The sequence below is a fragment of the Mesorhizobium sp. STM 4661 genome (assembly GCF_000359125.1).
Classification (GTDB): Bacteria; Pseudomonadota; Alphaproteobacteria; order Rhizobiales; family Rhizobiaceae; genus Mesorhizobium.
This window is the reverse complement of sequence record NZ_CAAF010000061.1, coordinates 87,038-108,341: the sequence shown is the minus strand read 5'-3', so window position 1 is coordinate 108,341 and position 21,304 is coordinate 87,038. Positions and strand designations below refer to the sequence as shown.

At 63.1% G+C, this 21,304-nt stretch carries 22 protein-coding genes; 12 read left to right on the top strand and 10 right to left on the bottom strand.

Annotated features, from left to right (window positions below; genetic code table 11):
* Positions 1–13 precede the first annotated feature (13 nt).
* From MESS4_RS19980 to MESS4_RS19970, 3 genes are all read left to right on the top strand, one after another.
* Entirely contained in the window at positions 14–382 is a 369-nt protein-coding gene (locus tag MESS4_RS19980) for an Hpt domain-containing protein (protein WP_006334839.1), read from the top strand.
* A 101-nt stretch (positions 383–483) separates the two neighbouring features.
* Positions 484–804, top strand: coding sequence for a 2Fe-2S iron-sulfur cluster-binding protein (locus MESS4_RS19975; protein WP_006334837.1), 321 nt, complete (start codon positions 484–486; stop codon positions 802–804).
* A 234-nt stretch (positions 805–1,038) separates the two neighbouring features.
* Positions 1,039–2,067, top strand: a complete 1,029-nt coding sequence (locus MESS4_RS19970; protein WP_006334836.1) for an NAD(P)/FAD-dependent oxidoreductase — start codon at positions 1,039–1,041, stop codon at positions 2,065–2,067.
* Positions 2,068–2,082: 15 nt separating this feature from the next.
* Here MESS4_RS19970 and MESS4_RS19965 read toward each other — a convergent pair whose 3' ends face one another.
* Together MESS4_RS19965 and MESS4_RS19960 are read right to left on the bottom strand one after the other, a co-directional pair.
* A complete protein-coding gene (locus MESS4_RS19965; RefSeq protein WP_006334834.1) occupies positions 2,083–3,561 on the bottom strand; it encodes an MDR family MFS transporter in 1,479 nt (492 codons plus the stop codon).
* 237 nt (positions 3,562–3,798) lie between these two features.
* Complete coding sequence (locus tag MESS4_RS19960) at positions 3,799–4,419, bottom strand: DUF922 domain-containing protein (protein WP_006334832.1); 621 nt, start codon at positions 4,417–4,419, stop codon at positions 3,799–3,801.
* A gap of 84 nt (positions 4,420–4,503) precedes the next feature.
* On the opposite strand from MESS4_RS19960, the gene folP reads away from it, so the two are divergent.
* The 3 genes from folP to folK are packed head-to-tail and all read left to right on the top strand — an operon-like array spanning position 4,504 to position 6,217.
* Positions 4,504–5,349: a dihydropteroate synthase gene (gene folP, locus MESS4_RS19955; protein WP_036241716.1), complete on the top strand. Its 846-nt coding sequence runs from the start codon at positions 4,504–4,506 to the stop codon at positions 5,347–5,349.
* A 3-nt stretch (positions 5,350–5,352) separates the two neighbouring features.
* Positions 5,353–5,712: a dihydroneopterin aldolase gene (gene folB / locus MESS4_RS19950; protein ID WP_006334828.1), complete on the top strand. Its 360-nt coding sequence runs from the start codon at positions 5,353–5,355 to the stop codon at positions 5,710–5,712.
* Complete coding sequence (folK, locus tag MESS4_RS19945) at positions 5,696–6,217, top strand: 2-amino-4-hydroxy-6-hydroxymethyldihydropteridine diphosphokinase (protein ID WP_006334826.1); 522 nt, start codon at positions 5,696–5,698, stop codon at positions 6,215–6,217. Before folB ends, folK begins: the two co-directional genes overlap by 17 nt.
* 22 nt (positions 6,218–6,239) lie before the next feature.
* Here the strand turns inward: folK and MESS4_RS19940 are convergent, their stop codons facing one another.
* From MESS4_RS19940 to MESS4_RS19915, 6 genes are all read right to left on the bottom strand, one after another.
* On the bottom strand, positions 6,240–6,788 hold the full coding sequence (locus MESS4_RS19940; protein WP_006334824.1) for a DUF924 family protein: 549 nt from the start codon (positions 6,786–6,788) through the stop codon (positions 6,240–6,242).
* A gap of 11 nt (positions 6,789–6,799) precedes the next feature.
* Positions 6,800–8,635 carry a monovalent cation:proton antiporter-2 (CPA2) family protein gene (locus tag MESS4_RS19935; RefSeq protein ID WP_006334822.1) on the bottom strand — a complete coding sequence of 612 codons (1,836 nt, stop codon included), beginning with the start codon at positions 8,633–8,635 and terminating at the stop codon, positions 6,800–6,802.
* 186 nt (positions 8,636–8,821) lie between these two features.
* Positions 8,822–9,376, bottom strand: a complete 555-nt coding sequence (locus MESS4_RS19930; protein WP_006334821.1) for a hypothetical protein — start codon at positions 9,374–9,376, stop codon at positions 8,822–8,824.
* A gap of 214 nt (positions 9,377–9,590) precedes the next feature.
* Positions 9,591–10,673: a TIGR01620 family protein gene (locus tag MESS4_RS19925; protein WP_006334819.1), complete on the bottom strand. Its 1,083-nt coding sequence runs from the start codon at positions 10,671–10,673 to the stop codon at positions 9,591–9,593.
* Positions 10,670–12,148 carry a YcjX family protein gene (locus MESS4_RS19920; protein ID WP_006334809.1) on the bottom strand — a complete coding sequence of 493 codons (1,479 nt, stop codon included), beginning with the start codon at positions 12,146–12,148 and terminating at the stop codon, positions 10,670–10,672. Before MESS4_RS19920 ends, MESS4_RS19925 begins: the two co-directional genes overlap by 4 nt.
* 63 nt (positions 12,149–12,211) lie before the next feature.
* Positions 12,212–12,745: a histidine phosphatase family protein gene (locus MESS4_RS19915; protein WP_006334807.1), complete on the bottom strand. Its 534-nt coding sequence runs from the start codon at positions 12,743–12,745 to the stop codon at positions 12,212–12,214.
* 259 nt (positions 12,746–13,004) lie between these two features.
* Between MESS4_RS19915 and dksA the strand changes: the two genes are divergently transcribed.
* On the top strand, positions 13,005–13,421 hold the full coding sequence (dksA, locus tag MESS4_RS19910; RefSeq protein WP_006202025.1) for an RNA polymerase-binding protein DksA: 417 nt from the start codon (positions 13,005–13,007) through the stop codon (positions 13,419–13,421).
* Positions 13,422–13,478: 57 nt separating this feature from the next.
* Here dksA and MESS4_RS19905 read toward each other — a convergent pair whose 3' ends face one another.
* Entirely contained in the window at positions 13,479–14,201 is a 723-nt protein-coding gene (locus tag MESS4_RS19905; RefSeq protein ID WP_006334804.1) for a flagellar biosynthetic protein FliO, read from the bottom strand.
* A 316-nt stretch (positions 14,202–14,517) separates the two neighbouring features.
* Between MESS4_RS19905 and MESS4_RS19900 the strand changes: the two genes are divergently transcribed.
* Together MESS4_RS19900 and MESS4_RS19895 are read left to right on the top strand one after the other, a co-directional pair.
* Positions 14,518–17,091 carry an ATP-binding protein gene (locus MESS4_RS19900; protein ID WP_006334802.1) on the top strand — a complete coding sequence of 858 codons (2,574 nt, stop codon included), beginning with the start codon at positions 14,518–14,520 and terminating at the stop codon, positions 17,089–17,091.
* 216 nt (positions 17,092–17,307) lie between these two features.
* Positions 17,308–18,018 (top strand): DeoD-type purine-nucleoside phosphorylase, encoded by a 711-nt coding sequence (locus MESS4_RS19895; RefSeq protein ID WP_006334800.1) that lies wholly within the window; start codon positions 17,308–17,310, stop codon positions 18,016–18,018.
* Here MESS4_RS19895 and MESS4_RS19890 read toward each other — a convergent pair.
* Positions 18,015–18,320, bottom strand: a complete 306-nt coding sequence (locus MESS4_RS19890; RefSeq protein WP_006334799.1) for a ribbon-helix-helix domain-containing protein — start codon at positions 18,318–18,320, stop codon at positions 18,015–18,017. The two genes, MESS4_RS19895 and MESS4_RS19890, sit on opposite strands and share 4 nt — an antisense overlap.
* A 233-nt stretch (positions 18,321–18,553) precedes the next feature.
* Here MESS4_RS19890 and MESS4_RS19885 point away from each other — a divergent pair, with 233 nt between their 5' ends.
* The 3 genes from MESS4_RS19885 to MESS4_RS19875 all read left to right on the top strand — a co-directional run bounded on the left by MESS4_RS19885 (position 18,554) and on the right by MESS4_RS19875 (position 21,180).
* Positions 18,554–18,949 carry a VOC family protein gene (locus MESS4_RS19885; RefSeq protein ID WP_006334798.1) on the top strand — a complete coding sequence of 132 codons (396 nt, stop codon included), beginning with the start codon at positions 18,554–18,556 and terminating at the stop codon, positions 18,947–18,949.
* Between the two features lie 80 nt (positions 18,950–19,029).
* Positions 19,030–19,560 (top strand): hypothetical protein, encoded by a 531-nt coding sequence (locus MESS4_RS19880; protein ID WP_006334797.1) that lies wholly within the window; start codon positions 19,030–19,032, stop codon positions 19,558–19,560.
* A 48-nt stretch (positions 19,561–19,608) separates the two neighbouring features.
* Positions 19,609–21,180: a GMC family oxidoreductase gene (locus MESS4_RS19875; protein WP_006334796.1), complete on the top strand. Its 1,572-nt coding sequence runs from the start codon at positions 19,609–19,611 to the stop codon at positions 21,178–21,180.
* The last annotated feature ends 124 nt before the right edge of the window (positions 21,181–21,304 follow it).

The window sequence follows — 21,304 nt, the reverse complement described above, 5'->3', positions numbered from 1 at the left end:
GGAGTTAGAGTTCATGCGTGGCGAAAACGGCATCGCCTTCTCAATGCCCGGCGGCGACGTGTCGGGAACCGGGCCGGCACGACCTGTGGATATGGCACATCTGGCCCGTCAGACGATGGGCGATCGTGGCCTCGAACAGGAGGTACTCGCCTTGTTCGTGCAGCAGGCGTTGTCGGTGCGCGACAGGATCGTCGACGCCGATGTCCGGGAAAGGCTGTTTCTGGCGCACGGGCTGAAAGGCTCGGCGCGAGGGGTCGGCGCCTTCGCCATCGCCGATTGCGCCACCGCCATCGAACGTCAGCCCGAAGACCTCCGCACTCTCAAGCGCCTTGGCGCGCTTATCGAGGAAGTGCGCGATTTCATTGCAGCCATCAACCGCTAATTCCAGTTTCCAGAAAAACGGCATAGAGCGGCGTTTTCGCACGGCAGTTGACTTGTCTGCCGGAGTGATTATCTCGGCTGGGACTTCCCTTCAGGTGACAAATGACCAAGCTGACCTTCATTGCCCATGACGGCACGCATTTCGACGTGGATGCCGAAAACGGCTCGACCGTCATGGAAAACGCGATCCGCAACGCGGTGCCGGGGATCGAGGCCGAATGCGGCGGCGCCTGCGCCTGCGCTACCTGCCATGTCTATGTCGACGAGGCATGGACGGCGGAAGTCGGCGAGCCGGAAGCGATGGAGGAGGACATGCTGGACTTCGCCTACGACGTCCAGCCGAACTCGCGGCTGTCCTGCCAGATCAAGGTGCGCGACGCGCTGGATGGGCTGGTCGTGCGCGTGCCTGCCCGCCAGGGCTAGAGACTGTTTGGAAATTCTACTCTGGCGGCCATCTGATGGCGTTTTCTGCGCTTCCGTTGCTCACGGACCAAATGTCCGCTGCGCTACGGTTCTCGAAACCACCACCATATGACTCGCCAGAGCGAATTTCGAAACAGTCTCTGAGAACCTTGCGCCACTGATTTTTGCCGCTGCAGCTTGGCAGCGGGCCAATGGTCATGCAGTGTCGCGCCGTTCTGCATCGAGGCGCATCGCATGACCGATATCACCAGGACGGACGTACTGATTGTCGGGGCAGGCCCGGTGGGCCTGTTCGCCGTGTTCGAACTCGGCCTTTTCGACATGAAATGCCATCTGATCGACATACTCGACCGGCCCGGCGGGCAATGCGCGGAACTCTACCCGGAAAAGCCGATCTACGACATACCAGGCTGGCCCTCGATCTCGGCGCAGGGGCTGGTCGACAGGCTGCTTGAGCAGATCGCGCCGTTCAAGCCCGAATTCACCTATAACCGCATGGTCTCGAGCCTCGAAAAGCTCGAGGACGGCAGCTTTCGCGTCATCACCGACGAGAACGAGGTGTTCGAAGCCAAGGTGGTGGTGATCGCCGCCGGCGGCGGGTCGTTCCAGCCCAAACGTCCGCCGATCCCCGGCATCGAACCCTATGAGGGAAAGAGCGTCTTCTATTCGGTTCGCCGGATGGAGGATTTTCGCGGCCACGACCTCGTCATCGTCGGCGGTGGCGATTCGGCCCTCGACTGGACGCTGAACCTGCAGCCGATGGCGAAAAGCGTGACGCTGGTCCACAGGCGTCCGGAATTTCGCGCTGCACCCGACAGCGTCAACAAGATGTATGCCATGCAGGAGATGAAGGAGCTGAACTTCCAGGTCGGCCAGGTGACCGGCCTGACCGGCGCCAATGGCCAGCTTTCATCCGCGACCGTCAAGGGACCTGATGGCGATGTCGAGGTGGCGTGCACGCGCATGCTGCCGTTCTTCGGCCTGACCATGAAGCTCGGTCCGATCGCCGACTGGGGCCTCAACCTTCATGAGAACATAATCCCGGTCGACACCGAGAAATTCCAGACATCGGTGCCGGGCATCTTCGCAGTCGGCGACATCAACTGGTATCCCGGCAAGCTAAAGCTGATCCTGTCGGGGTTCCATGAGGTCGCGCTGATGGCGCAAGCGGCGAAGCGCATCGTCAGTCCGGGCGAGCGCATCGTGTTCCAGTACACGACCTCGTCGACCAGCCTGCAGAAGAAACTCGGCGTCCACGATTGAAGTTCGTCGCGGGGCTTACTCCGCGAGAACCGGCGCCGTTTCCGCGTGGCCGCGAAGCGGCTTTTCCGGCATCAGCCCGAGCGTGATCAGCGCCAGGACCAAAGTCGCTGCCGCGACGAGGAAGATCATCACGAATGCGGCGGCGTTGGCAGCGGCGCTGGTTGTGCGCGCGCCTTCACTGGCTAGCGGCAGGCCGTAGCCCAGCGCAACCGCGCCGAGCATCGCGACCCCAAGGGCGCTGCCCAATGAGCGAAGAAAGGTCAGCACGCCGGTGGCGACGCCGAGATGCCGCTGATCGACGGCGTTCTGAACCGACACGGCGGCAACCGGAAACGTCGTTCCGCTGCCAAGGCCAATGCACGTCGTCAGGATTTCGACAACCAGCAGGGAAGCATGTCCCGCCACAAGGCTGAGCACGCCGAGACACGCAATGGCGAAGGTGACCCCTGTCATCGCGATCCGCTTGTAGTGGACAAAGCGCGGCATCGTGCGACCGCTGAATGTCGCGCCGGCAACGGTGCCGAGCATCAGCCCCAGCATGGCGATTCCCGATTCGCCAACCGACAGCCCGACGACCGACTGCAGATAGACCGGCAGGTAGACTGCCAGGCCGATATTGGCGGCCTGCAGCAGGAACATGGACAATGTGCCGGTCAGAACGATCGGGTTGCCAAGCACTTCGAGCGAGATAAGCGGCTCTGCCGCCTTGAGCAGCCGCAGCGCGAAGGCACCCCAGAAGATTGCCGAACAGGCGAGCAGCCCAAGGATTTCGCTGGACAGCCAGGGGTAGGCGCTGCCGCCCCAGTTCAGCGCCAGCAGCAGCAACGCCGTCGCCACCACAAGAAGCAATGCGCCCAGCCCGTCAATGCGATGATGCTTTGCAGTGATTGGCAGCTTCTTCAGCGGCCTGTTGATGATCGCCATGGCCAGAAAGCCGAGCGGCAGGTTGATCCAGAAGATCAATGACCAGTGCAGATGTTCGGCGAAGCCGCCGCCGAGCAGCGGCCCGGCGATGCTGGCGACGGCCCAAGTGCCCGCGATCCAGGCAGCATAGCGCGCCCGCTCGCGCGGCGGCACGAGGTCGCCGATGACGGTCTGTGCCAGGGCGAAAAGGCCGCCGCCGCCGGCGCCCTGGATCGCCCGGCCGATGATCAGCACGAGCATGTTGGGGGCCATGGCGCTGACAAGCGAGCCTGCAAGAAAGATGAGGATCGCCGCATAGACGGTCGGCCGACGTCCATGGACGTCGGAGATCTTGCCGTAGAGCGGCGCCACCGCGGTTGCGGTCAGGAGATAGCCGGTGACGATCCATGGCAGATATTCGGCATGGCCGAGCGCATGCGCGATGGTCGGCATGGCCGGTGCGACGATGGTCTGGTCGAGCGCCGCCAACAGCATCGACAACAGCACGCCGCCGATGATCGCGTTCTTCTCGCTCTCGGTCAGCGGCGATGGGGGCACCATCGTCGCCTGCTTATCGACAGGCTGGTCCATAGTCTCGATCTTTCATGGGCTTGCGTGCGTCGAGCAGGAGCAGCCGGGTCGGCCGGTCCGGTGCGTGCGCCGCGTCGATTGTTGTCTCGTGTTTTTCGAGGTTTCGCCTTTGCGAACCTGACATATGTCGTCCCGTATAGGCCGATTTCGACAGGGGCTCGAAAGTTTTTCCAGCCTGGCACCATGCTTCGGCGAAATTGGCTTGAACCATTGGCGCCTCGAGCAGCGGCGAAAATCTCAGGCCGGCGGCAACCGGCCGCTCTCGATGCGCTCGATGCGGTAGCGCAGCAGCCGGATGATACGGCTTTCGAAATTGACGCTTTCGACGCGGTCGAACCGCAGTTGATCCTGGTCATGCCTGGCAAGCATGGTTGCGGTGATCTCGGCGGCCTTCGCCTTGGCCTCCTGGCAGGTCTTCCGCGGATAGCTCGCCTTCAGCGCGTCCTCGAGCTCCCTGGCATGGTTCTTGGCAATCTCGACGTGGCGTTCCTCATGGCGCTTGATATCGGAAGACAGAGTGTCCCAGAACAATCTTACGCCGGCATCGGCTTTGCGCGGACGGCGCCACTCCGGGAGGATCACCTTGACCTTGACGGTCACGGTGGCCGCGACGATCCGGCAGGAATTCGCATTCTCCGCGTAGCCGACACGGGTGGTGAAGGCCATCTGCGTGGCGCCGGGATGCCTCATCCCGGTGCTTTTCACGCGAGGCCCATGTTTGGTGAGCTGAGTCTCGATGTCGTCGAGCGTCCTGCCACCGACGGCGAAATAGCTGTATGTCTTCACAAGTGACGCAGCGCCCGCGGGCAAAGCGGTCATTGCGAGCATCAGGGCGCAGAGCAGTGGTCTTTTCATCATGTTGCCTCTTCAGCCACCTTGCTTTACGGCCGTCCTCGACGCAACGGAATTGATCTTTGGCGGATCACACATGGTTGATGGACAATGACGACAAGGCGATGGCAGTTGGCGCACGGGCGCCACCTCGACCTTGGCGGCAAGTCGGTGATTGTCGGCATCCTCAACGTCACGCCGGACAGTTTTTCCGACGGCGGGCTGTTCGTCGCGCCCGAACAGGCGGTGGCCCAGGCACGCCGCATGGTGGAGGAGGGGGCCTCGGTCATCGATGTCGGCGGAGAATCGACGCGTCCCGGCGCCCCAGCGGTAACCGCCGGGGATGAGCAGGCCCGCGTGCTTCCGGTCATCGAGGCGCTGGCCGGGCTTGGCGAGGCGCTGATTTCGGTCGACACCTATCGCGAGGACACCGCTCGGCTTGCGGTGGCGGCCGGCGCGCATATCGTCAACGATGTCTGGGGCTTGCAGCGCGAACCTGATATAGCGCGCGTCGCTGCCGAGACCGGAGCCGGGCTGGTCATCATGCATACCGGACGTGACCGGCAAAAGCTGCCCGACGTCATCGAGGACCAGCTTTTCTTCCTCGGGAAATCGCTGGAAATTGCCCGTCGGAGCGGGGTTGCCGACGATCGCATCGTGCTCGATCCGGGCTTCGGCTTCGCCAAGGAGACGGCCGAGGAAAACCTCGATCTGATGGCGCGGTTTTCTGAGCTGGGCACACTGGGTTTTCCGCTGATGGCCGGCACGTCGAGAAAGCGCTTCATCGGCACTGTCACCGGCCGCGACGCTTCGGCAAGGGGTGCGGGAACCGCGGCGACAAGCGTCATCCTGAGGCTCAGGGGCGCGCAGCTTTTTCGCGTCCACGATGTCGCAATCAACATGGACGCGTTGGCCGTTGCCGATGCTATGTTGGCGCGAGATGTCCGGGGAAGCTGAGCGATGTATGTCATCCGCCTGAAGAACTGCGCCTTCTTTGCCCGGCATGGCGTGCTGGACGAGGAGGAAACGCTCGGCCAGCGTTTTTATGTCGATGCCGCCCTCACGGTCGAACCGGGCCGGGCGCTGGTCGATGATTCCATCGACGATACCGTCAACTACGGCATCGCCTTCGCGGTGATCGAAAAGATCGTCACCGGCGAGCGGCGCTTTCTGATCGAAGCGCTGGCGCTTGAGGTGGCCCGGGCTCTGACGTCACGTTTTCAGCAGATCAAAAGGGCCGAAATCACCGTGCGCAAGCCGAATGCGCCGGTGCCAGGTGTGCTCGATCATGTCGAGGTGACCGTTGTCTGGCCAGAATAACAACAGCAACACGGTCTACCTCAGCCTTGGCGGAAATCTCGGCGATCCGGCGAAGTCGATGGCCGCGGCGCTGCGCATTCTGGACGGCGACGAGAAGACGCGTGTCGTCGCCGTCTCCTCGCTTTACCGGACGCCGCCCTGGGGCAAGCTCGACCAGCCGGATTTCCTCAACGCGGCAGCCGAGATTTCGACCGCGCTCGCACCGCGTGCGCTGCTTGATCTCTGCCTCGACGCCGAGCGCAGACTGAAGCGGGTGCGCGAGGAGCGCTGGGGGCCGCGCCTGATCGACATCGACATATTGGTGTTCGGCGATCGCATCATCCACGAGACGGGGCTGGACGTGCCGCACCCGCGCATGCTGGAGCGGGCCTTCGTGCTGGCGCCGCTGGCAGAGATTGCGCCCGACCTTGCCGTCGGCGGCAGGAGCGTGCCGGAGCGGCTTGCCGCCGTCGATACAGCAGGCATAGAGCGATTGCCATCCGGCCGCGACTGGTGGCTGGCCTGAAGCCGGCAAGCACTGGCAGAGATCAGCCGGAAAATCCGCCGCCATCGAGGAACGCCTGTTCCTCCGGCGTCGTCTCGCGGCCGAGCATCTTGTTGCGGTGCGGAAAGCGGCCGAAACGCTGGATGATGTCGCGGTGCTCGACGGCGTATTTCAGGTAGTCCGGGGCCTTGGCGGCGGTAAGGTCCACGGACCTGAGCTGGTCGGCGAGAAGCTCCGAATGCTCATAGGGCAGATAGAGGAAGACCCGCAGGTTTTCCTCGAGCAACAGGTCGTGGCCGGCGGCGATAGCCTTGCCGGCGAAATGCCTGGCCAGTTCATCGGTCGCATACATATGGCCGGTGCCGCGAAAGCAGTTTCGCGGAAACTGGTCGAGCAGGATCATCAATGCGAGCGAGCCTTCGGCATGGTTCGCCCAATCGTCGCATTCGCGCCGGGCAGCGGCATAGTGCAGGTCGAGAAACCGGTTGCGGAAGTCCGCATCGAAGGCGTCGTTCTTTTCGAACCATGCGTCCTCTCCGGCGTCACGCCAGAATTGGGTGACCGAAAGGGCCCGCCCGTCCAGTTCGATCATCCGCAAGCTCCTCAGTCGGCGGGTTCGGATTTATGCAGCACGTCGGCGGTCTCTTCGTTGAGCGCCTGGCCGGCGCGGCGCGGGGTGCTGAGCGGTGTCGGAATGGGCGTGCCGATATTGCCTTTGAGGAAGCGCGCCCCGGCGCGAACGCCTTCGGCGAGCTGCAGCTCGAAACGGGCGGCGTCGCGGCGGCGGACATCCTCGATCACTTCGGCGACGTCTTCGGGGTCGACGCCCAGCGCCTCCAGGGTGGAACCGCCGAAGACAAGGGCCGATTCGAAGGTTTCGCGAAGCTGGAAGTCGACGCCGGCCCGAATGAGCTGCAGCGCGGTTCCGCGATCGAAGGCGCGTGCCAGCACCGTCAGCAGGGGAAACTCCGCCTTGATCAGCTCGGCGATGCGGACCGCGGCATCGGGCTTGTCGACGCAGATCAGCACGGCGCGCGCCCGGCCGGCGCCCGCGGCACGCAGAATGTCCAGCCGCGTGCCGTCGCCATAATAGACCTTGAAGCCGAAATCGGCCGCCGCCTGGATCATTTCGACCTCATTGTCGATGATCGACACATCGATGCCGCGCAGCAGCAGCGGCTGGCTGGCGATCTGGCCGAAGCGGCCGAAGCCGATGATCAGCACGCTGCCGGTAAGGCCGTCGGCGATGTCGACCCCTTCAAGCGACTGCTCGTCGCGCGGCGTCAGATAGCGCAGCGCCAGGATGGCCAGCGGCGTCAGCACCATGGAGATGATGACGATCGCGGTCAGCGTCGCATTGGCCTGGCTGTCGATGATGCCGACCGCCGCCGCGGCGGAATAGAGAACGAAGGCGAACTCGCCGCCTTGCGCCATGAAGACGGCACGCTCGAGCGCTTCCCGGTGGCCGGTCTTGAGAATGCGGGCGACGAGATAGATGCCGAGCGCCTTCATCACCATGTAGGCAACGACATAGATGGCGACGAGCCGCCAATTCTCCGCGACCACATTGAGGTCGAGCGACATGCCGACGGCAAGGAAGAACAGGCCGAGCAGAATACCCCGGAACGGCTCGATGTCGGCCTCGAGCTGATGGCGGAAGGTGGATTCCGAGAGCAACACACCGGCCAGGAAAGCGCCCATCGCCATCGACAGGCCCGAGAGCTGCATGGCAAGCGCCGATCCCAGAACGACCAGAAGTGCGGCGGCGGTCATCACCTCGCGGGCGCGGGAATCGGCCAGGATGCGGAAAAGCGGGTTGAGCAGATAGCGTCCAGCCAACACCAGCCCGACGATCGCGGCAAGACCAATGCCCACCTCCGTCAGCCGCTCCGTCAGGCTCATATGGGCACCGCCCGGCGCCAGGAATGCGATCAGGGCCAGCAGTGGCACGATCGCCAGATCCTCGAACAGCAGAATGGAGACGATGCGCTGACCTTTGGGCGCGGCGAGTTCGCCTCGCTCTTCCAGAAGCTGCATGACGATCGCGGTCGAGGTCAGCACGAAGCCGGCGCCGGCGACGAAGGATTGCGAGACCGGAAAGCCGCCCGCCAGGCCGACCCCGGTCAGCAACAGCGCGCAGACGCCGACCTGCAATGCCCCGAGGCCAAAGATCTCTCGTCTGAGGCCCCAAAGCCGCGACGGCTGCATCTCCAGCCCGATGATGAACAGAAACATGACGACGCCGAGCTCGGCGACATTGAGAATGGCTTGCGATTCAGAAAAGATACGAAGCCCGAACGGGCCGATCACCACGCCGGCAGCGAGATAGCCGAGGATGGATCCAAGCCCCATCCGCTTGAAGATCGGTACCGCGACGACGCCTGCGGCGAGCAATGCCACCACCTGGATCAGTTCGCTACCCGATGCCTCTGCCGCCATGCCTGCCGTTCCGCTCGCTCTCTAGGGATCGCCTTTGGTTGGGCGATCGAGCGGCCAAGATAGGGGCTTCGGGAGAAATCGAACAGTCCCAATTCGGGACGTGGCACAACTGGTGTTGCCGGCACGTCACACAAGGTTGTGCGATTGTCGTGTCTAGAGGGTCAGCCTTACTGGCGGCGATGTCGTTCAGTTCGGTGCGATCGAGCCGACTTCGACCGCATCGACCCGCTTCAGTTTCATGCCGATGACCGGCACCAACTGCTCGTCGACGCGCACCGCGACCGTCACCGTCATCGAATTGTCGTCGGGCACGAGAGCCTGCATGACGCCGCGCAACTGGTTGCGGTTGATGGTGAAGACGACCTTGTGCGGGTCAACCACATTGCCGCCGATGATGTCGAGGCCCGAACCGGCCGCCCCACCCATGAAGCTGCCCTTGTAGCCCTGGCGGCCCTTGTGCTGGACCGTGGCCGACATCTGCTGGGTGAACATGCCGACCCGGCAGCCGCCGTCGAGCGACATGCCGACCTTGCCGTCAGGCGTCGAGCCGGTGAAACTGCAGGTGAATTTGGTGCCTTTGTATTTGCCGGCGACGATTTCTCCCGGACCAACCCATTTGCCTTCGACCGATCGGAAGAACTGCTTGTCCGGCTCTGCTCCAAGGGCTTTCCCGGCGAGGCCGGCGGTTGCGGCAAGCGCAACGGTCATGGGCAGGACGCTGGACAGAATTGCGCTTTTCATCGACAACACCCGGCAACAAAGAGACTGGTTTGGAACCCGCCCGACCATGAACAAGATTGGTTAATGCTTGGTGACCGCTAAAGCCTTTTGCAGCCAAGTGGAACCAATTGGCATCGTACAAATGCAGGTAGACAAACGGCATATCGCCCCAAAGCCGGGATAGATTTCAACGGGATAACCGCCGTTCAGAACGCCCGAAGGATAAGCGGTTCTTCTACTTGTCGGGAGTCGTTTCACCTTTCTTCGTTGCAAACGAGGTCAGCGCGGACAGGAAATCGCCCAATCCCGGCCGCCTCGCTGCGCTGAAGGGCAGGGGCCTGGCGGTCTCCATCGCGGCGATGCCGATGCGCGCCGTCATCATGCCGTTGACGACGCCTTCGCCGAGCTTCGCCGAGAGCCGCGCGGCAAGGCCATGGCCGACGATTTGTTGTACGAAACTGTCGCCGACGGCGATCGATCCGGTGACCGCCAGATGGGCGAGAACGCTGCGCGCCAATCGAAAGAACCCCAGCGTGCCCGGCCGGCCGCCGTAAAGTTCCGACAGGCGGCGAATGAGCCGGCCGGCTTCGAACACGACATAGGCGACGTCGACCAGCGCGCGCGGGCTGACCGCCGTCACCAGCGACACGCGCTTTGCCGCCTCGAGAATCATCGTCTTGGCGCGGGCGTCGAGCGGCCCGAGGATTTCGGCCTCGGCCAGGCGCACCAGATTGCCGCCATCGATGATCTCGCCACGCAATTCGGCCAGCGCGCGCCTGCCTGCCGCGGTTTCGGGTTTGGCCGCGACAAAGGCGGAGAGTTCGTCGACCACGCTGCGCGCGGCCTTCGGGTCGTCGCGGGCGATGGCGTCGAGCGCCCGTTTCTGCAGCTTTTCGACTTCCGCAAGACGGGCGATCGCCAGGAATTCGCGGACAAGGATGACCAACAGCGCCAGCAGCGCGATCGCGGCCATGCCGGCGGCCAGCCATCCCAGCCATTGCGCACGCTCGAACAGGTCGCGAATCAGCTGGTCGGTCCACAGACCGACGGCCAGCGAAACAAGAACGCCCATGGCGCTGAAGAATATGCTGCCAAGCAGCGAACGCTTTCGCGGCGCGGTTGCCGGCGGTGGTTCCGCGGCGATGTCGGGTTCGTCGAAGACGTCGATCTCGGCGGGCACAACGACCGCGACATCGGCCTTTGCCGCGCGGGGTTTTCGCACTGCCTGCGTGTCGGCGCGGCGACCTTCCGGTACTTTCTGGATTGGCGGAGCTTCCGGCTCGATGCGGAATGCCGCCGGCTTGCGCGGCGCGGTCATGCTAGGTGGTCTCCGATCAGGAACTGCACGGCGCGGTCGAGCCTGATATGCGGCAGCGACAGCGTGACGCCTTCAGCAGTGCGTTCGAGTTTTGGCGGGCGAAAGCGAACGAAGCGAATCGCAGGGTCATCGCTGCTCTGCCGATGGTCCGACCCAGAGATATCGAAAACAGCATCAACTTTCTCCGGTAAATCACCGGGAAATATGGCTGTTTCGGCTTTCCCGTCAAATGTTTCACCGTTGATCTTCTCGCCTTTCAGCGGCGTGCCGATAATGACCGGCAGCGTTTCACGGCCTTGCTTGACCGTGCCTTCCCGCGTCGCGCGCACGGCAGCCATGGCGACCACGTCGACATCGGCGCCGGTGAAATTCGCCCGCGCCACGGCGCGGTCGGCGAGCCGCCGCACGATCGCCTGCAACCGGTCGTGGCTTTCATGATGCAGATGGTCCGCCTTCGTCGCCGCCACCAGGATGCGATCGATGCGCCTTGAAAAAAAATCCGTCAGGAAATTGCCCCGGCCGGGACGGAAACAGGCGAGGATCTCGGTCACCGCGCGTTCCAGATCGGCCATCGCGCCGGGGCCGGCGTTCAGGGCCTGCAAGGCGTCGATCAGGACGATCTGGCGGTCGAGGCGCGTGATGTGTTCGCGGAAGAACGGTTTGACGACATGCGTCTTGTAGGCCTCGTAGCGCCGCTCCATCATCGCCTGCAGCGACCCGGAACGCACCCGCCGGTCGCCCAAGCCCGGCAACGGCGCGAAGGTCAGCGCCGGCGAGCCCTCAAGATCGCCGGGCATGAGGAAGCGACCGGGCGGCAAGGTCGAAAGCGCCCGTTCGTCGAGCTTGCATGCCTTCAGGTAGGCAGCGAAGCTTTCGGCGAGGCGGCGTGCCGTCATCTCGTCGGCGTCCGCGTTGAGGTCAACGGCGGCGGAGAGCGCCCGCCATTCCTGCGAAAGCTCGACGCGCACCGGCAACATGGCCATCTCGAAGGCTTCGCGTGAGAAATCGGCGTAGGATTTGCCGAGCAGCGGCAGGTCGAGCAGCCATTCGCCGGGATAGTCGACGATATCGACCGATAATCTGCCTGATGAAAACATGCGGCTCCAGCCGGAGGCCGATTCATATTCGATGGTCAGCCTGAGCTCGGAAATGGCGCGGGTCGAATCCGGCCAGAGGCGGTCATTGACCAGGGCGGCGACGTGATCCTCATACTGGAAGCGTGGTACGGCGTCGTCCGGCTGTTCTTCCAGGAATGCCCGCGCGATGCGCCCCGATTTCTGCGCCTCGAACAGCGGCAGGCGTCCGCCATGGATAAGATTGTGGACAAGGGCCGAGATGAACACCGTCTTGCCCGCGCGCGACAGTCCGGTCACGCCAAGGCGCAGCGATGGCGAAAAAAGCCCCGCGGCGCGCCCCGACAGCGTATCCAGGGCAATCCTCGCCTCGTCGGTGAAAGTGGTCAGCGATGATGCCAAATTTGCTCTCTTGGACTCCGGTGGCCTCCGATATAGGCCTTGCATCGCGGGTTTGAAATGGCGTCAAGGATCAGCCGGCGTCATAAAGGTTTCGAGATAGCCGGCACCTTGGGCAACGTTGGCAAGATTGCCTGGAAAACGGACCACCGCCAAGCCGGAGGTTGGGAAGCCGTGGTTCAGCAACCCCCGTGCCGCCTCGTCGCCGTCGCCCGAGAGCGCGAGTGCGAGGTCCTCCGTCATCGGGTTGTGGCCGATGACGAGCAGCGAGTCTGGCCCGCCCGAGTTTGGCCCTCCATGGTCGCGGATGGCGGCCAGATAGAAGGCGGCGTCCTCGCTGTAGAGCGTGTCGAAGAACAGCACCCGGCCGGTATCGGTGTGCCCGGCCAGACCTTCCAGGGCCAGACCCTCCAGCGTTTGGCGCGCGCGCTTTGCGTTGGAGCAAAGGGTGAGGTCTGGAACGTAGTTGCGGACACGCATGAGCGCGCCCATCATTTCGGCATCGGCGACGCCCGATGCATCGAGCGGGCGATCGAAATCGCGGACGCCGGGCAGCGCCCATCCGGCCCTGGCATGCCTCAACAGATAGAGTCTGCTCACCAAACCCCCGTTCGTGTCGGCACCAAGCGCGCCAGGACCGCTGCAGGATTAGCCATGAGAAGGCTTGGCACACAATGGCCGGCACCATTCAAACCTAACGAATCATAAGCGAATTCGGCCTTGCCCTTCATGCGAAGGATGTCGCCGGTGCTGTTCGGCCCGACATTAACAATTGCGTGAAACTGTCGCGGATTGCGCTTGTGCAGCCTTCGGTCCGCGAATATATAGGCGCGAAAATTGGGGTTGTTGGGTGAGTCGAATGAACGACATCGTTACCGCCGATTACGTACCCTCCGAAGACGAGCCGTTCATGAACGAGCGGCAGAAATCCTACTTTCGCCTGAAGCTCGTCACTTGGAAGAACGACATATTGCGCGAAGCGCGCGAAACTCTCGAAATCCTGCAGCAGGAAAACGCCAACCACCCCGATCTCGCCGATCGGGCCTCTTCGGAAACCGATCGCGCCATCGAACTTCGCGCCCGCGATCGCCAGCGAAAACTCATTTCAAAGATCGATTCCGCGCTCCAGCGCATCGATGAAGGCACTTACGGCTATTGCGAGGAAACCGGCGAACCCATCGCGCTGAAACGGCTCGATGCTCGCCCGATCGCGACTTTGTCGATCGAGGCGCAGGAGCGCCATGAGCGCCGCGAGAAGGTCTACCGCGACGACTGAAGCGTAGCCGTCAAGAATAGTCATCAATGGCCGGGGTTTCCGGCCATTTTTGTTTGGTCATCTTTTCTGACTGGAAAGCTCGCCGAGAAGCTTCGTCATCTCGTCATCGAGCGACGGCGTCTTCGCCGCCGGTTTGCTCACAGGCCTGCTGGCGGGCGAATCGTCGAGCGAGATCTCGAGCTCCTGCATCAGCGTATCGTCGATGGAGGTCTGGTTGGCCGGCGGCGGCGCGTGTCGGGTAACACTGCCATTTCCCGATCCATAGGCGGGCAGCGGAGCGTTGGTCGCCGGCTGGGAGATCTGTGTTGCTGGCCTTGGCGCCGGTGCCGCCTGACGGGGGCGGACAGGCGTTGGTGCGGCGCTTGCCGGCTGCTGCGGTGCCTGCTTCACCGGCGCAGGAGCGGGTTGAGGCGCGCGAGGCCGCGGCGCCGGAGCCGGCTGATGGCCACCGCCGTCCCCGGTCAGCGCAGGGCGGCGCGGCGCGGCCAGCCTGATGTCGCGTTCGACGACGACATCGGTCGGGCCGCCGATCAGCAGCAGGTGCTCGATGTCGTCGCGGCGCACCAGCACCAGCCGGCGGTGACTGTCGACAGCGGTGGCGTCCATGACGGCCAGCCGCGTCTTGCGGTTTCTGCCGCCGGCAACGAATGTTCCGAAGGTCAGACTGCGGACAAGCTTGATGATGAGCAGAACGATGACCAGAAGGACAAGCGCGGCAAACGCCCACAGGATTGCCGCGGCATAACCAGGACCCGCCACGCTATCCAGCCACTGCAGCATCGGTGCCCCCAAAACGGCTTTCGAAGAAACGCGACACTAGACCGTTGCGGCACGCTACCGCAAGTTGCCTTTCACGCTTCGCGAACAGCGTGAAACACTAAAGCGCGTCGCGTTTGAACGGATTCATGCGACGCGCTTTAAGGTCTTGTTTTTATGCATGTCGTTATCGCAAAACCGCTGCGCACTTTTGCGCGACATGCATAAGCCGCCGAACGCGTCATTTTTAGGGTGGATTTGCCGCCGAGGCCTTTTCCAGGCATTGAGAATGTGATTCAACCGGGCAGGGGCAAGTACCGGAATTCACAAGCAGGGGCACATGGCCAAGGAAGCGCGCGGCGATTTCTATCCGGTACCTATCGTCGACCAGAACACGCGACCGGGTGCAGTCGCCCGGCTCATCGTCTTCATCGTCGTCCTGACGGGCGCCGCGATCGTCTTTGGCTTGTTCCGCGAGCGTCTTGGCGATCCCTTCCTGCTTGGAATGCTTGGCGTGCTGGCAATGATCGGCGTCGGCTTCCTGTTCGCCACCGCGATCGGCTTCGTGCAGATCACGCCGCGCTCGACAAACGATGAACTGTCGAAAGCCTTCGTCGATTCGATGTCACAAGGCCTTCTTGTCACCGACACCAAAGGCCGTGTCGTCTATGCCAATCGGGCCTATGCCGACATGACGGGTGCTGCATCCGCGGCGGATCTCAAGACGGTCGAAGGATTGCTCTCCGACGTTCCCGAGGCCTCGGTGACCATATACCGGCTGGCATCCGGCCTGCGCGACGGCCAGCCCGGCGACGGCGAGTTTCGGCTTGCGCAATCCATTCGACCCGGCGCCGAGCCGGGCGCGCGCTGGTATCGGGCACGGGCTCGCGCCTTCAGCGTTCCGGGCCAGCGGTTGCCTCTGCTGGCCTGGCAACTTGCCGACATCTCGCAGGAGCGGGCCGAGCAGGAGCGGTTCTTCCTCGATCTGCAAAAAGCCATCGATCATCTCGACCATGCGCCAGCCGGCTTCTTTTCGGCCGATCAGGAAGGCCGGGTCACCTACATCAACGCGACGCTGGCGGAGTGGCTGGGCATCGACCTGACGAGCTTCACGCCCGGCGCCGTGACGCTTCCGGAAATCGTGGCCGGCGACGGCATGGCGCTGGTCCGCTCGGTCAAGGCCGATCCCGGCACCACGCGCAACGCCGTCATCGATCTCGATCTGACGACAATGACCGGCGAGGCGCTGCCCGTGCGTTTCATGCATCGCGTTTCGGCCAGCCGCGAGGGCATCAACGGCCCGACCCGCACCATTGTGCTCAACCGCACGCAAGGCGAGGATGCGTCGGCCGATCTTCGCGCCTCGGAGATTCGCTTCACCCGGTTTTTCAATTCGACGCCGATGGCGATCGCTGGCGTCGACCAGAGCGGGCGCATCCTGCGCACCAACGCGCCGTTCCTGTCGCTGTTTTCCTCCGTCGTCGATCGCGATGCGGTCGACCGCCGCGTGCGGCTCGATACGGTGGTCCATGAGCGCGACCGGCCCGCTTTTGCCGCGGCGTTCGAAAGGGCCAGGCAGCGGCAGGCAGACATCGAGCCTATCGATACGCTGCTGCCCGGCAACGAGGAGCGGCACATACGCTTCTACGTCAACGCGGTCGCCGACGGCACAGGCGGCGAGGGCGCCGAGGAATCGGCCATCGTCTACGCCGTCGAGACCACCGAGCAGAAGGCGCTCGAAGGCCAGATGGCGCAAAGCCAGAAGATGCAGGCGGTCGGCCAGCTTGCCGGCGGCATCGCGCACGACTTCAACAATGTGCTGACCGCCATCATCATGGCGTCGGATCTCTTGTTGACCAACCACCGCCCGTCGGATCCGTCCTTCCCGGACATCATGAACATCAAGCAGAACGCCAATAGGGCGGCCTCGCTGGTGCGGCAGCTGCTGGCCTTCTCGCGCAAGCAGACGCTCAGGCCGGAAGTGCTTAACCTGACCGATGTGCTTGCCGATCTCCGGATGCTGCTGGCGCGCCTAGTCGGCAACGACATCAAGCTGAAGGTGGATCATGGCCGCGACCTGTGGCCGGTCAAGGTCGACATCGGGCAATTCGAGCAGGTGGTGGTCAATCTGGCGGTCAACGCGCGCGACGCGATGCCGACTGGCGGCGAGCTCACCGTGCGCACCAGGAACGTGACGGCGGAGGAGAGCAAGACCTTTTCCTACCGTGAGCTGGCGCCGGCCGACTATGTGGTGGTCGAAGTCGAAGACACGGGCAGCGGCATCGCGCCCGATGTGTTGAAGAAGATTTTCGAACCTTTCTTCACCACCAAGGAGGTCGGCAAAGGCACCGGCCTCGGCCTGTCGATGGTCTATGGCATCATCAAGCAGACAGGCGGTTTCATCTTCTGCGATTCCGAAGTCGGCAAGGGATCCGTGTTCCGCATCTTCCTGCCGCGTCACATTGCAGCGGCGAAAAAGGCAGGCGAACCCGGCGAGGCGCCGGCAACACCCGCCAAGATCGCTGAATCGGCCAAGGATTTGTCGGGCTCGGCCACGGTGCTGCTTGTCGAGGACGAGGATGCCGTGCGCATGGGCGGCATGCGGGCGCTGACGTCGCGCGGCTATACCGTCCACGAGGCATCCTCGGGCGTCGAGGCGCTGGAAGTCTTCGAAGCGCTTGGCGGCAAGGTCGACATCGTCGTTTCCGACGTGGTGATGCCGGAAATGGACGGGCCGACGCTGCTTGGCGAATTGCGCAAGCGGCAACCGGACATCAAATTCGTCTTCGTTTCGGGCTATGCCGAGGACGCGTTCGCCAGAAACCTGCCGGCGGACGCGCATTTCGGTTTCCTGCCGAAGCCGTTTTCCCTCAAACAACTGGCCACGATCGTGAAGGACGTGCTCGAATCCTAGAGCGTGTCATCCAAAAAAGTAAGGCGCATGACCTGAATGTGATCGAGATCACAGACGCCCGTGCCCTGCCTTTTACACGTGGCGACGCCGGAGAACGAGCCGTCCGTTCATAACCAGTGAGGTCCGGCCACTGGAGCTTCACAATCGCAGCTTGCGCATCGACGCCAGCCTGCCATGATTGCGATGACAACGCGGCGGGGATTTGGGGTAGATGCCGTGACGCCGCACAACGAGGCAGGCAAGGGTGATTATGCCGAAACGGTGCTGTTGCCGGGTGACCCGGAGCGCGCCGAATGGATGGCTGAGACTTTTCTCGAGGCGCCGCGCTGCGTCAACCGCCGCCGGGGCGCCCTCGGCTTCACCGGTCTTTTCCGGGGCAGACCGGTCAGCATCCAGACGACGGGCATCGGTGTCTCGTCCTTCCTGATCTACGCACACGAATTGCTGGACTTCCATCGTGTCAGGACGCTGATCCGCACCGGCACCTGTGGCGCCTTGACCGCCGAGGTCGGGCTTCGCAGTCTGGTGATCTCGCAATCGGTTCGCGGGGAAAGTGCAGGAAGTGGCCAGGTCTACGGGCTCTACGATGCCGCCGCCGGTCCCGATCCGGGGCTGCTTGCCCGCGCTGTGGCCAGGGCTGGCGAACTCGGCATCGAACATTATGCCGGGCTGACGGCCTGCAGCGACTTGTTCTATCATCCCGAGGGGCGTGCCCGCTTTGCCGAGGTGCAGGCTGAAGGCGCGCTTGCCGTGGACATGGAAACCAGCGCTCTCTACCGCATCGCGGCGCATTTCGGTGCGCGAGCCTTGTCGATCCTGAACGTCGTCGACAATGTGGTGACCGGCGAGCAAACCGACTATTCCGAACGCCAGGCGCTTTTCACCGATTTGACCCGGCTGGCGCTCGATGTTGGAACAGAGAGCTAGGCCGCTTCCCGTTTGAGCGCCGTCTGCTCTTCCATGCCAGGTCGATGCCCGCGCAAATAGAGGGCGCAAGTGGTGCGCAGCATCGACGCGAAGTTCGGGATCTGGCCATTGATCTCGATAGCCTCATCATAGAGTTTCGAGATGAATTTCGGCGTCGTCAAACCCTGGCTGTCGGCGATCTCGTCGAGCAGTGCCCAGAAGGTTGCCTCGAGCTGGATGCTGGTCGAATGCCCATCGATGCGGATCGAGCGGTTGATCTGACGGTAGCCCTCCGGATCCTGCCCGGCAAAAACCCTGCACATCGTTACCTCCCATTGTTGTTGGTTTTGGGCGCAATCAGCAGCGATTCGCGCCTTTGAACAGAGCCTGTCCCTCCCAGCCATCTTCAGTCGGAAAACAGAAAACGGCAATCGGACTTTCGTCCTTGGAAGGAATGGTATCGGGCTTGTGACGGCGGTGCGTGGTAACCGGCTGCCACCACCTTTTCCCAACGCCGCTCATAATCGCTCCCAGGCATGCAGCAGCGGAGACTGATTTGGCGAAGGCGATCCACACCATGATCCGGGTTCTCGACGAGGCCCGGTCCGTCGATTTCTATCGGAGCGCCTTCGGACTGGACGTTGCCGATCGGCTCGATTTCGACACCTTCACGCTCCTCTATCTCAGCAATGCCGATACTTCGTTCGAGCTCGAACTGACCGTCAACAAGGGTCGGCAGGAGCCTTATGTGCTCGGCGACGGCTATGGCCATTTCGCGGTTTCGGTCGCCGATCTGGACAGCGAGCACGACCGGCTCGGCGCGCTCGGGCTCACCCCGAAGAATATCGTCGAGTTCAACCGCGACGGCACGCTGCTCGCCCGCTTTTTCTTCATCGAGGATCCCGACGGCTACAAGATCGAGGTCCTGCAGCGCAGCGGGCGCTTCAAATAGGAGAGATCACGGCCGCGCCGGCCGGCGCGGCGCCAGCAACGGCACCCCTCGGGTGCAGATAGCAAGCAAGGGAGGAACAAATGGTCACGATCTACGAGAGGAAGCCCGGCCTATCGCGCCGCGAGCTGCTGAAACGCGGCGGGGCAAGCGCATTGTTGGTGATTTCAGGCAGTGCCGTCATCAGCCCGGAACATGCCTGGGGCCTGGAGACATCCGCGCTCAAGCCCGAAACGATGGCGACATTGATCCAGATGGCGCGCGACATCTACCCGCACGACCAGGTACCCGACAAATATTACGCGATCGCCGTCAAGGCGCATGACGAGCAGGCCGGAAAAGACCCCGCCCACAAGGATCTCATCGAAAAGGGCATCGCCGATCTCGACTTGAAGTCGGGCAAGGACGGCTACACCGGTCTCGGCTGGGAGGAGCAGCGTGTCGCCGTGCTCAAGCAGATCGAGGGCACGCCGTTCTTCCAGGCGGTCCGTGGCGGACTCGTTGTCGGCCTCTACAACCAGAAGGAGGTCTGGCCGATCTTCGGCTACGAGGGCGAATCCTACTCCAAGGGCGGCTACATCGCGCGCGGTTTCGACGACATCGAGTGGCTCTGAGCCTCGTTCGTCCGCAACCGCATCAGACAGACATCATGGGAGGAAACCATGGCAGCATCATTTGACCTCAAGAACGATGGCGTGGTCGTCATCATCGGCTCGGGCGCCGGCGGCGGCACGCTTGGCAACGAACTCGCCCAGAAAGGCGTCGACGTCGTCATCCTGGAGGCGGGCTCCCGCCACGAATATGAGGACTTCATCAACGACGAGTGGGATTCCTTTGCCCAGCTTGCCTGGACAGACAAGCGCACCACCTCCGGCGACTGGCGGGTGGCGAAGGACTTTCCCAACCTACCGGCCTGGATCGTCAAGTCGGTCGGCGGCTCGACAACGCATTGGGCCGGCGCCTCACTGCGCTTTCAGGAGCATGAGTTCAAGACGCTTTCGACCTATGGAAAGCTCGAAGGCGCGAACCTGCTCGACTGGCCGATCACGCTGGCGGAGATGGAACCCTACTACGCCAAGGCCGAAGCCAAGATGGGCGTCACCGGGACCAATGACTGGCCGAGGCTGCCGGGCAACAACAACTTCAAGGTGTTGAAGGCTGGCGCCGACAAGCTCGGCTACAAGGAGTGCCACACCGGCAACATGGCGATAAACTCGGTCGACCGCGACGACCGCATGTCCTGCCAGCAGACCGGCTTCTGCTTCCAGGGCTGCAAATGGGGCGCCAAATGGTCGACGCTCTATGCCGAGATCCCCAAGGGCGAGGCGACGGGCCACCTCGAGGTCAGGCCGAATGCCATGGCGATCAAGATCAACCACGATGCGTCAGGCAAGGTCATCGGTGTCGTCTATGCCGACAAGGACGGCAAGTTGCAGGAGCAGAAGGCCCGCATTGTCGCCGTGGCCGGCAATTCGATCGAGAGCCCGCGTCTGCTGCTCAATTCGGCGTCGAGCCAATTTCCCGACGGTCTCGCCAATTCGTCGGGGCAGGTGGGCAAGAACTACATGCGCCACACCACCGGATCGGTCTATGCCATTTTCGACAAGCCGGTGCATATGTACCGCGGCACCACCATGGCCGGCATCGTCCGCGACGAGGCGCGCCATGATCCGTCGCGCGGCTTCGTCGGCGGCTATGAGTTCGAGACGCTGTCGCTCGGCCTGCCATTCATGGCGGCCTTCCTCGATCCCGGCGGCTGGGGACGCTCCTTCACCACGGCGCTCGACCACTATGACCACATGGCCGGCCTGTGGATCGTCGGCGAGGACATGCCGCGCGCGGAAAACCGCATCACGCTGCATGCCGACATCAAGGACGAGCAAGGCATGCCGATCGCCAATGTCCATTTCGACGATCATGCCAACGACACAGCGATGCGCAATCACGCCTACAAGCAGGGTTCGGCGCTCTACGCGGCGGTCGGCGCGACCCGCACCTTCCCGACGCCGCCCTATCCCTCGACCCACAATCTCGGCACCAACCGGATGAGCGAGAAGGCGGCCGACGGCGTCGTCAACAAGCATGGCCAGGCGCACGACATCAAGAACCTGTTCGTGTCGGACGGCAGCCAGTTCACCACCGGCGGCGCCGAAAATCCGACGCTGACGATCGTGTCGCTGGCAATTCGCCAGGCCGAGTACATCGCCGGACAGATGTCGGCGAAGAGCATCTAGCCAGAGGTATCCTCCCGACTGCCTGCTGGCGCGGAGCCCGAAAGGTTCCGCGCGCCTTTTTTCGCCTCAACTCTTTTGTGCATGTCGTTATCGCAAAACCGCTGCGCACTTTTGCGCGACATGC

Coding starts and splice junctions, on each gene's coding strand:
- MESS4_RS19970 (WP_006334836.1), top strand. CDS start 1,039: ATGACCGATATCACCAGGACGGACGTACTGATTGTCGGGGCAGGCCCG.
- MESS4_RS19905 (WP_006334804.1), bottom strand. CDS start 14,201: ATGCTGCAGTGGCTGGATAGCGTGGCGGGTCCTGGTTATGCCGCGGCA.
- MESS4_RS19875 (WP_006334796.1), top strand. CDS start 19,609: ATGGCAGCATCATTTGACCTCAAGAACGATGGCGTGGTCGTCATCATC.
- MESS4_RS19900 (WP_006334802.1), top strand. CDS start 14,518: ATGGCCAAGGAAGCGCGCGGCGATTTCTATCCGGTACCTATCGTCGAC.
- MESS4_RS19925 (WP_006334819.1), bottom strand. CDS start 10,673: ATGACCGCGCCGCGCAAGCCGGCGGCATTCCGCATCGAGCCGGAAGCT.
- MESS4_RS19975 (WP_006334837.1), top strand. CDS start 484: ATGACCAAGCTGACCTTCATTGCCCATGACGGCACGCATTTCGACGTG.
- MESS4_RS19940 (WP_006334824.1), bottom strand. CDS start 6,788: ATGATCGAACTGGACGGGCGGGCCCTTTCGGTCACCCAATTCTGGCGT.
- MESS4_RS19960 (WP_006334832.1), bottom strand. CDS start 4,419: ATGATGAAAAGACCACTGCTCTGCGCCCTGATGCTCGCAATGACCGCT.
- MESS4_RS19930 (WP_006334821.1), bottom strand. CDS start 9,376: ATGAAAAGCGCAATTCTGTCCAGCGTCCTGCCCATGACCGTTGCGCTT.
- dksA (WP_006202025.1), top strand. CDS start 13,005: ATGAACGACATCGTTACCGCCGATTACGTACCCTCCGAAGACGAGCCG.
- MESS4_RS19890 (WP_006334799.1), bottom strand. CDS start 18,320: ATGTGCAGGGTTTTTGCCGGGCAGGATCCGGAGGGCTACCGTCAGATC.
- MESS4_RS19980 (WP_006334839.1), top strand. CDS start 14: ATGCGTGGCGAAAACGGCATCGCCTTCTCAATGCCCGGCGGCGACGTG.
- MESS4_RS19935 (WP_006334822.1), bottom strand. CDS start 8,635: ATGGCGGCAGAGGCATCGGGTAGCGAACTGATCCAGGTGGTGGCATTG.
- folB (WP_006334828.1), top strand. CDS start 5,353: ATGTATGTCATCCGCCTGAAGAACTGCGCCTTCTTTGCCCGGCATGGC.
- folP (WP_036241716.1), top strand. CDS start 4,504: ATGACGACAAGGCGATGGCAGTTGGCGCACGGGCGCCACCTCGACCTT.
- MESS4_RS19965 (WP_006334834.1), bottom strand. CDS start 3,561: ATGGACCAGCCTGTCGATAAGCAGGCGACGATGGTGCCCCCATCGCCG.
- MESS4_RS19880 (WP_006334797.1), top strand. CDS start 19,030: ATGGTCACGATCTACGAGAGGAAGCCCGGCCTATCGCGCCGCGAGCTG.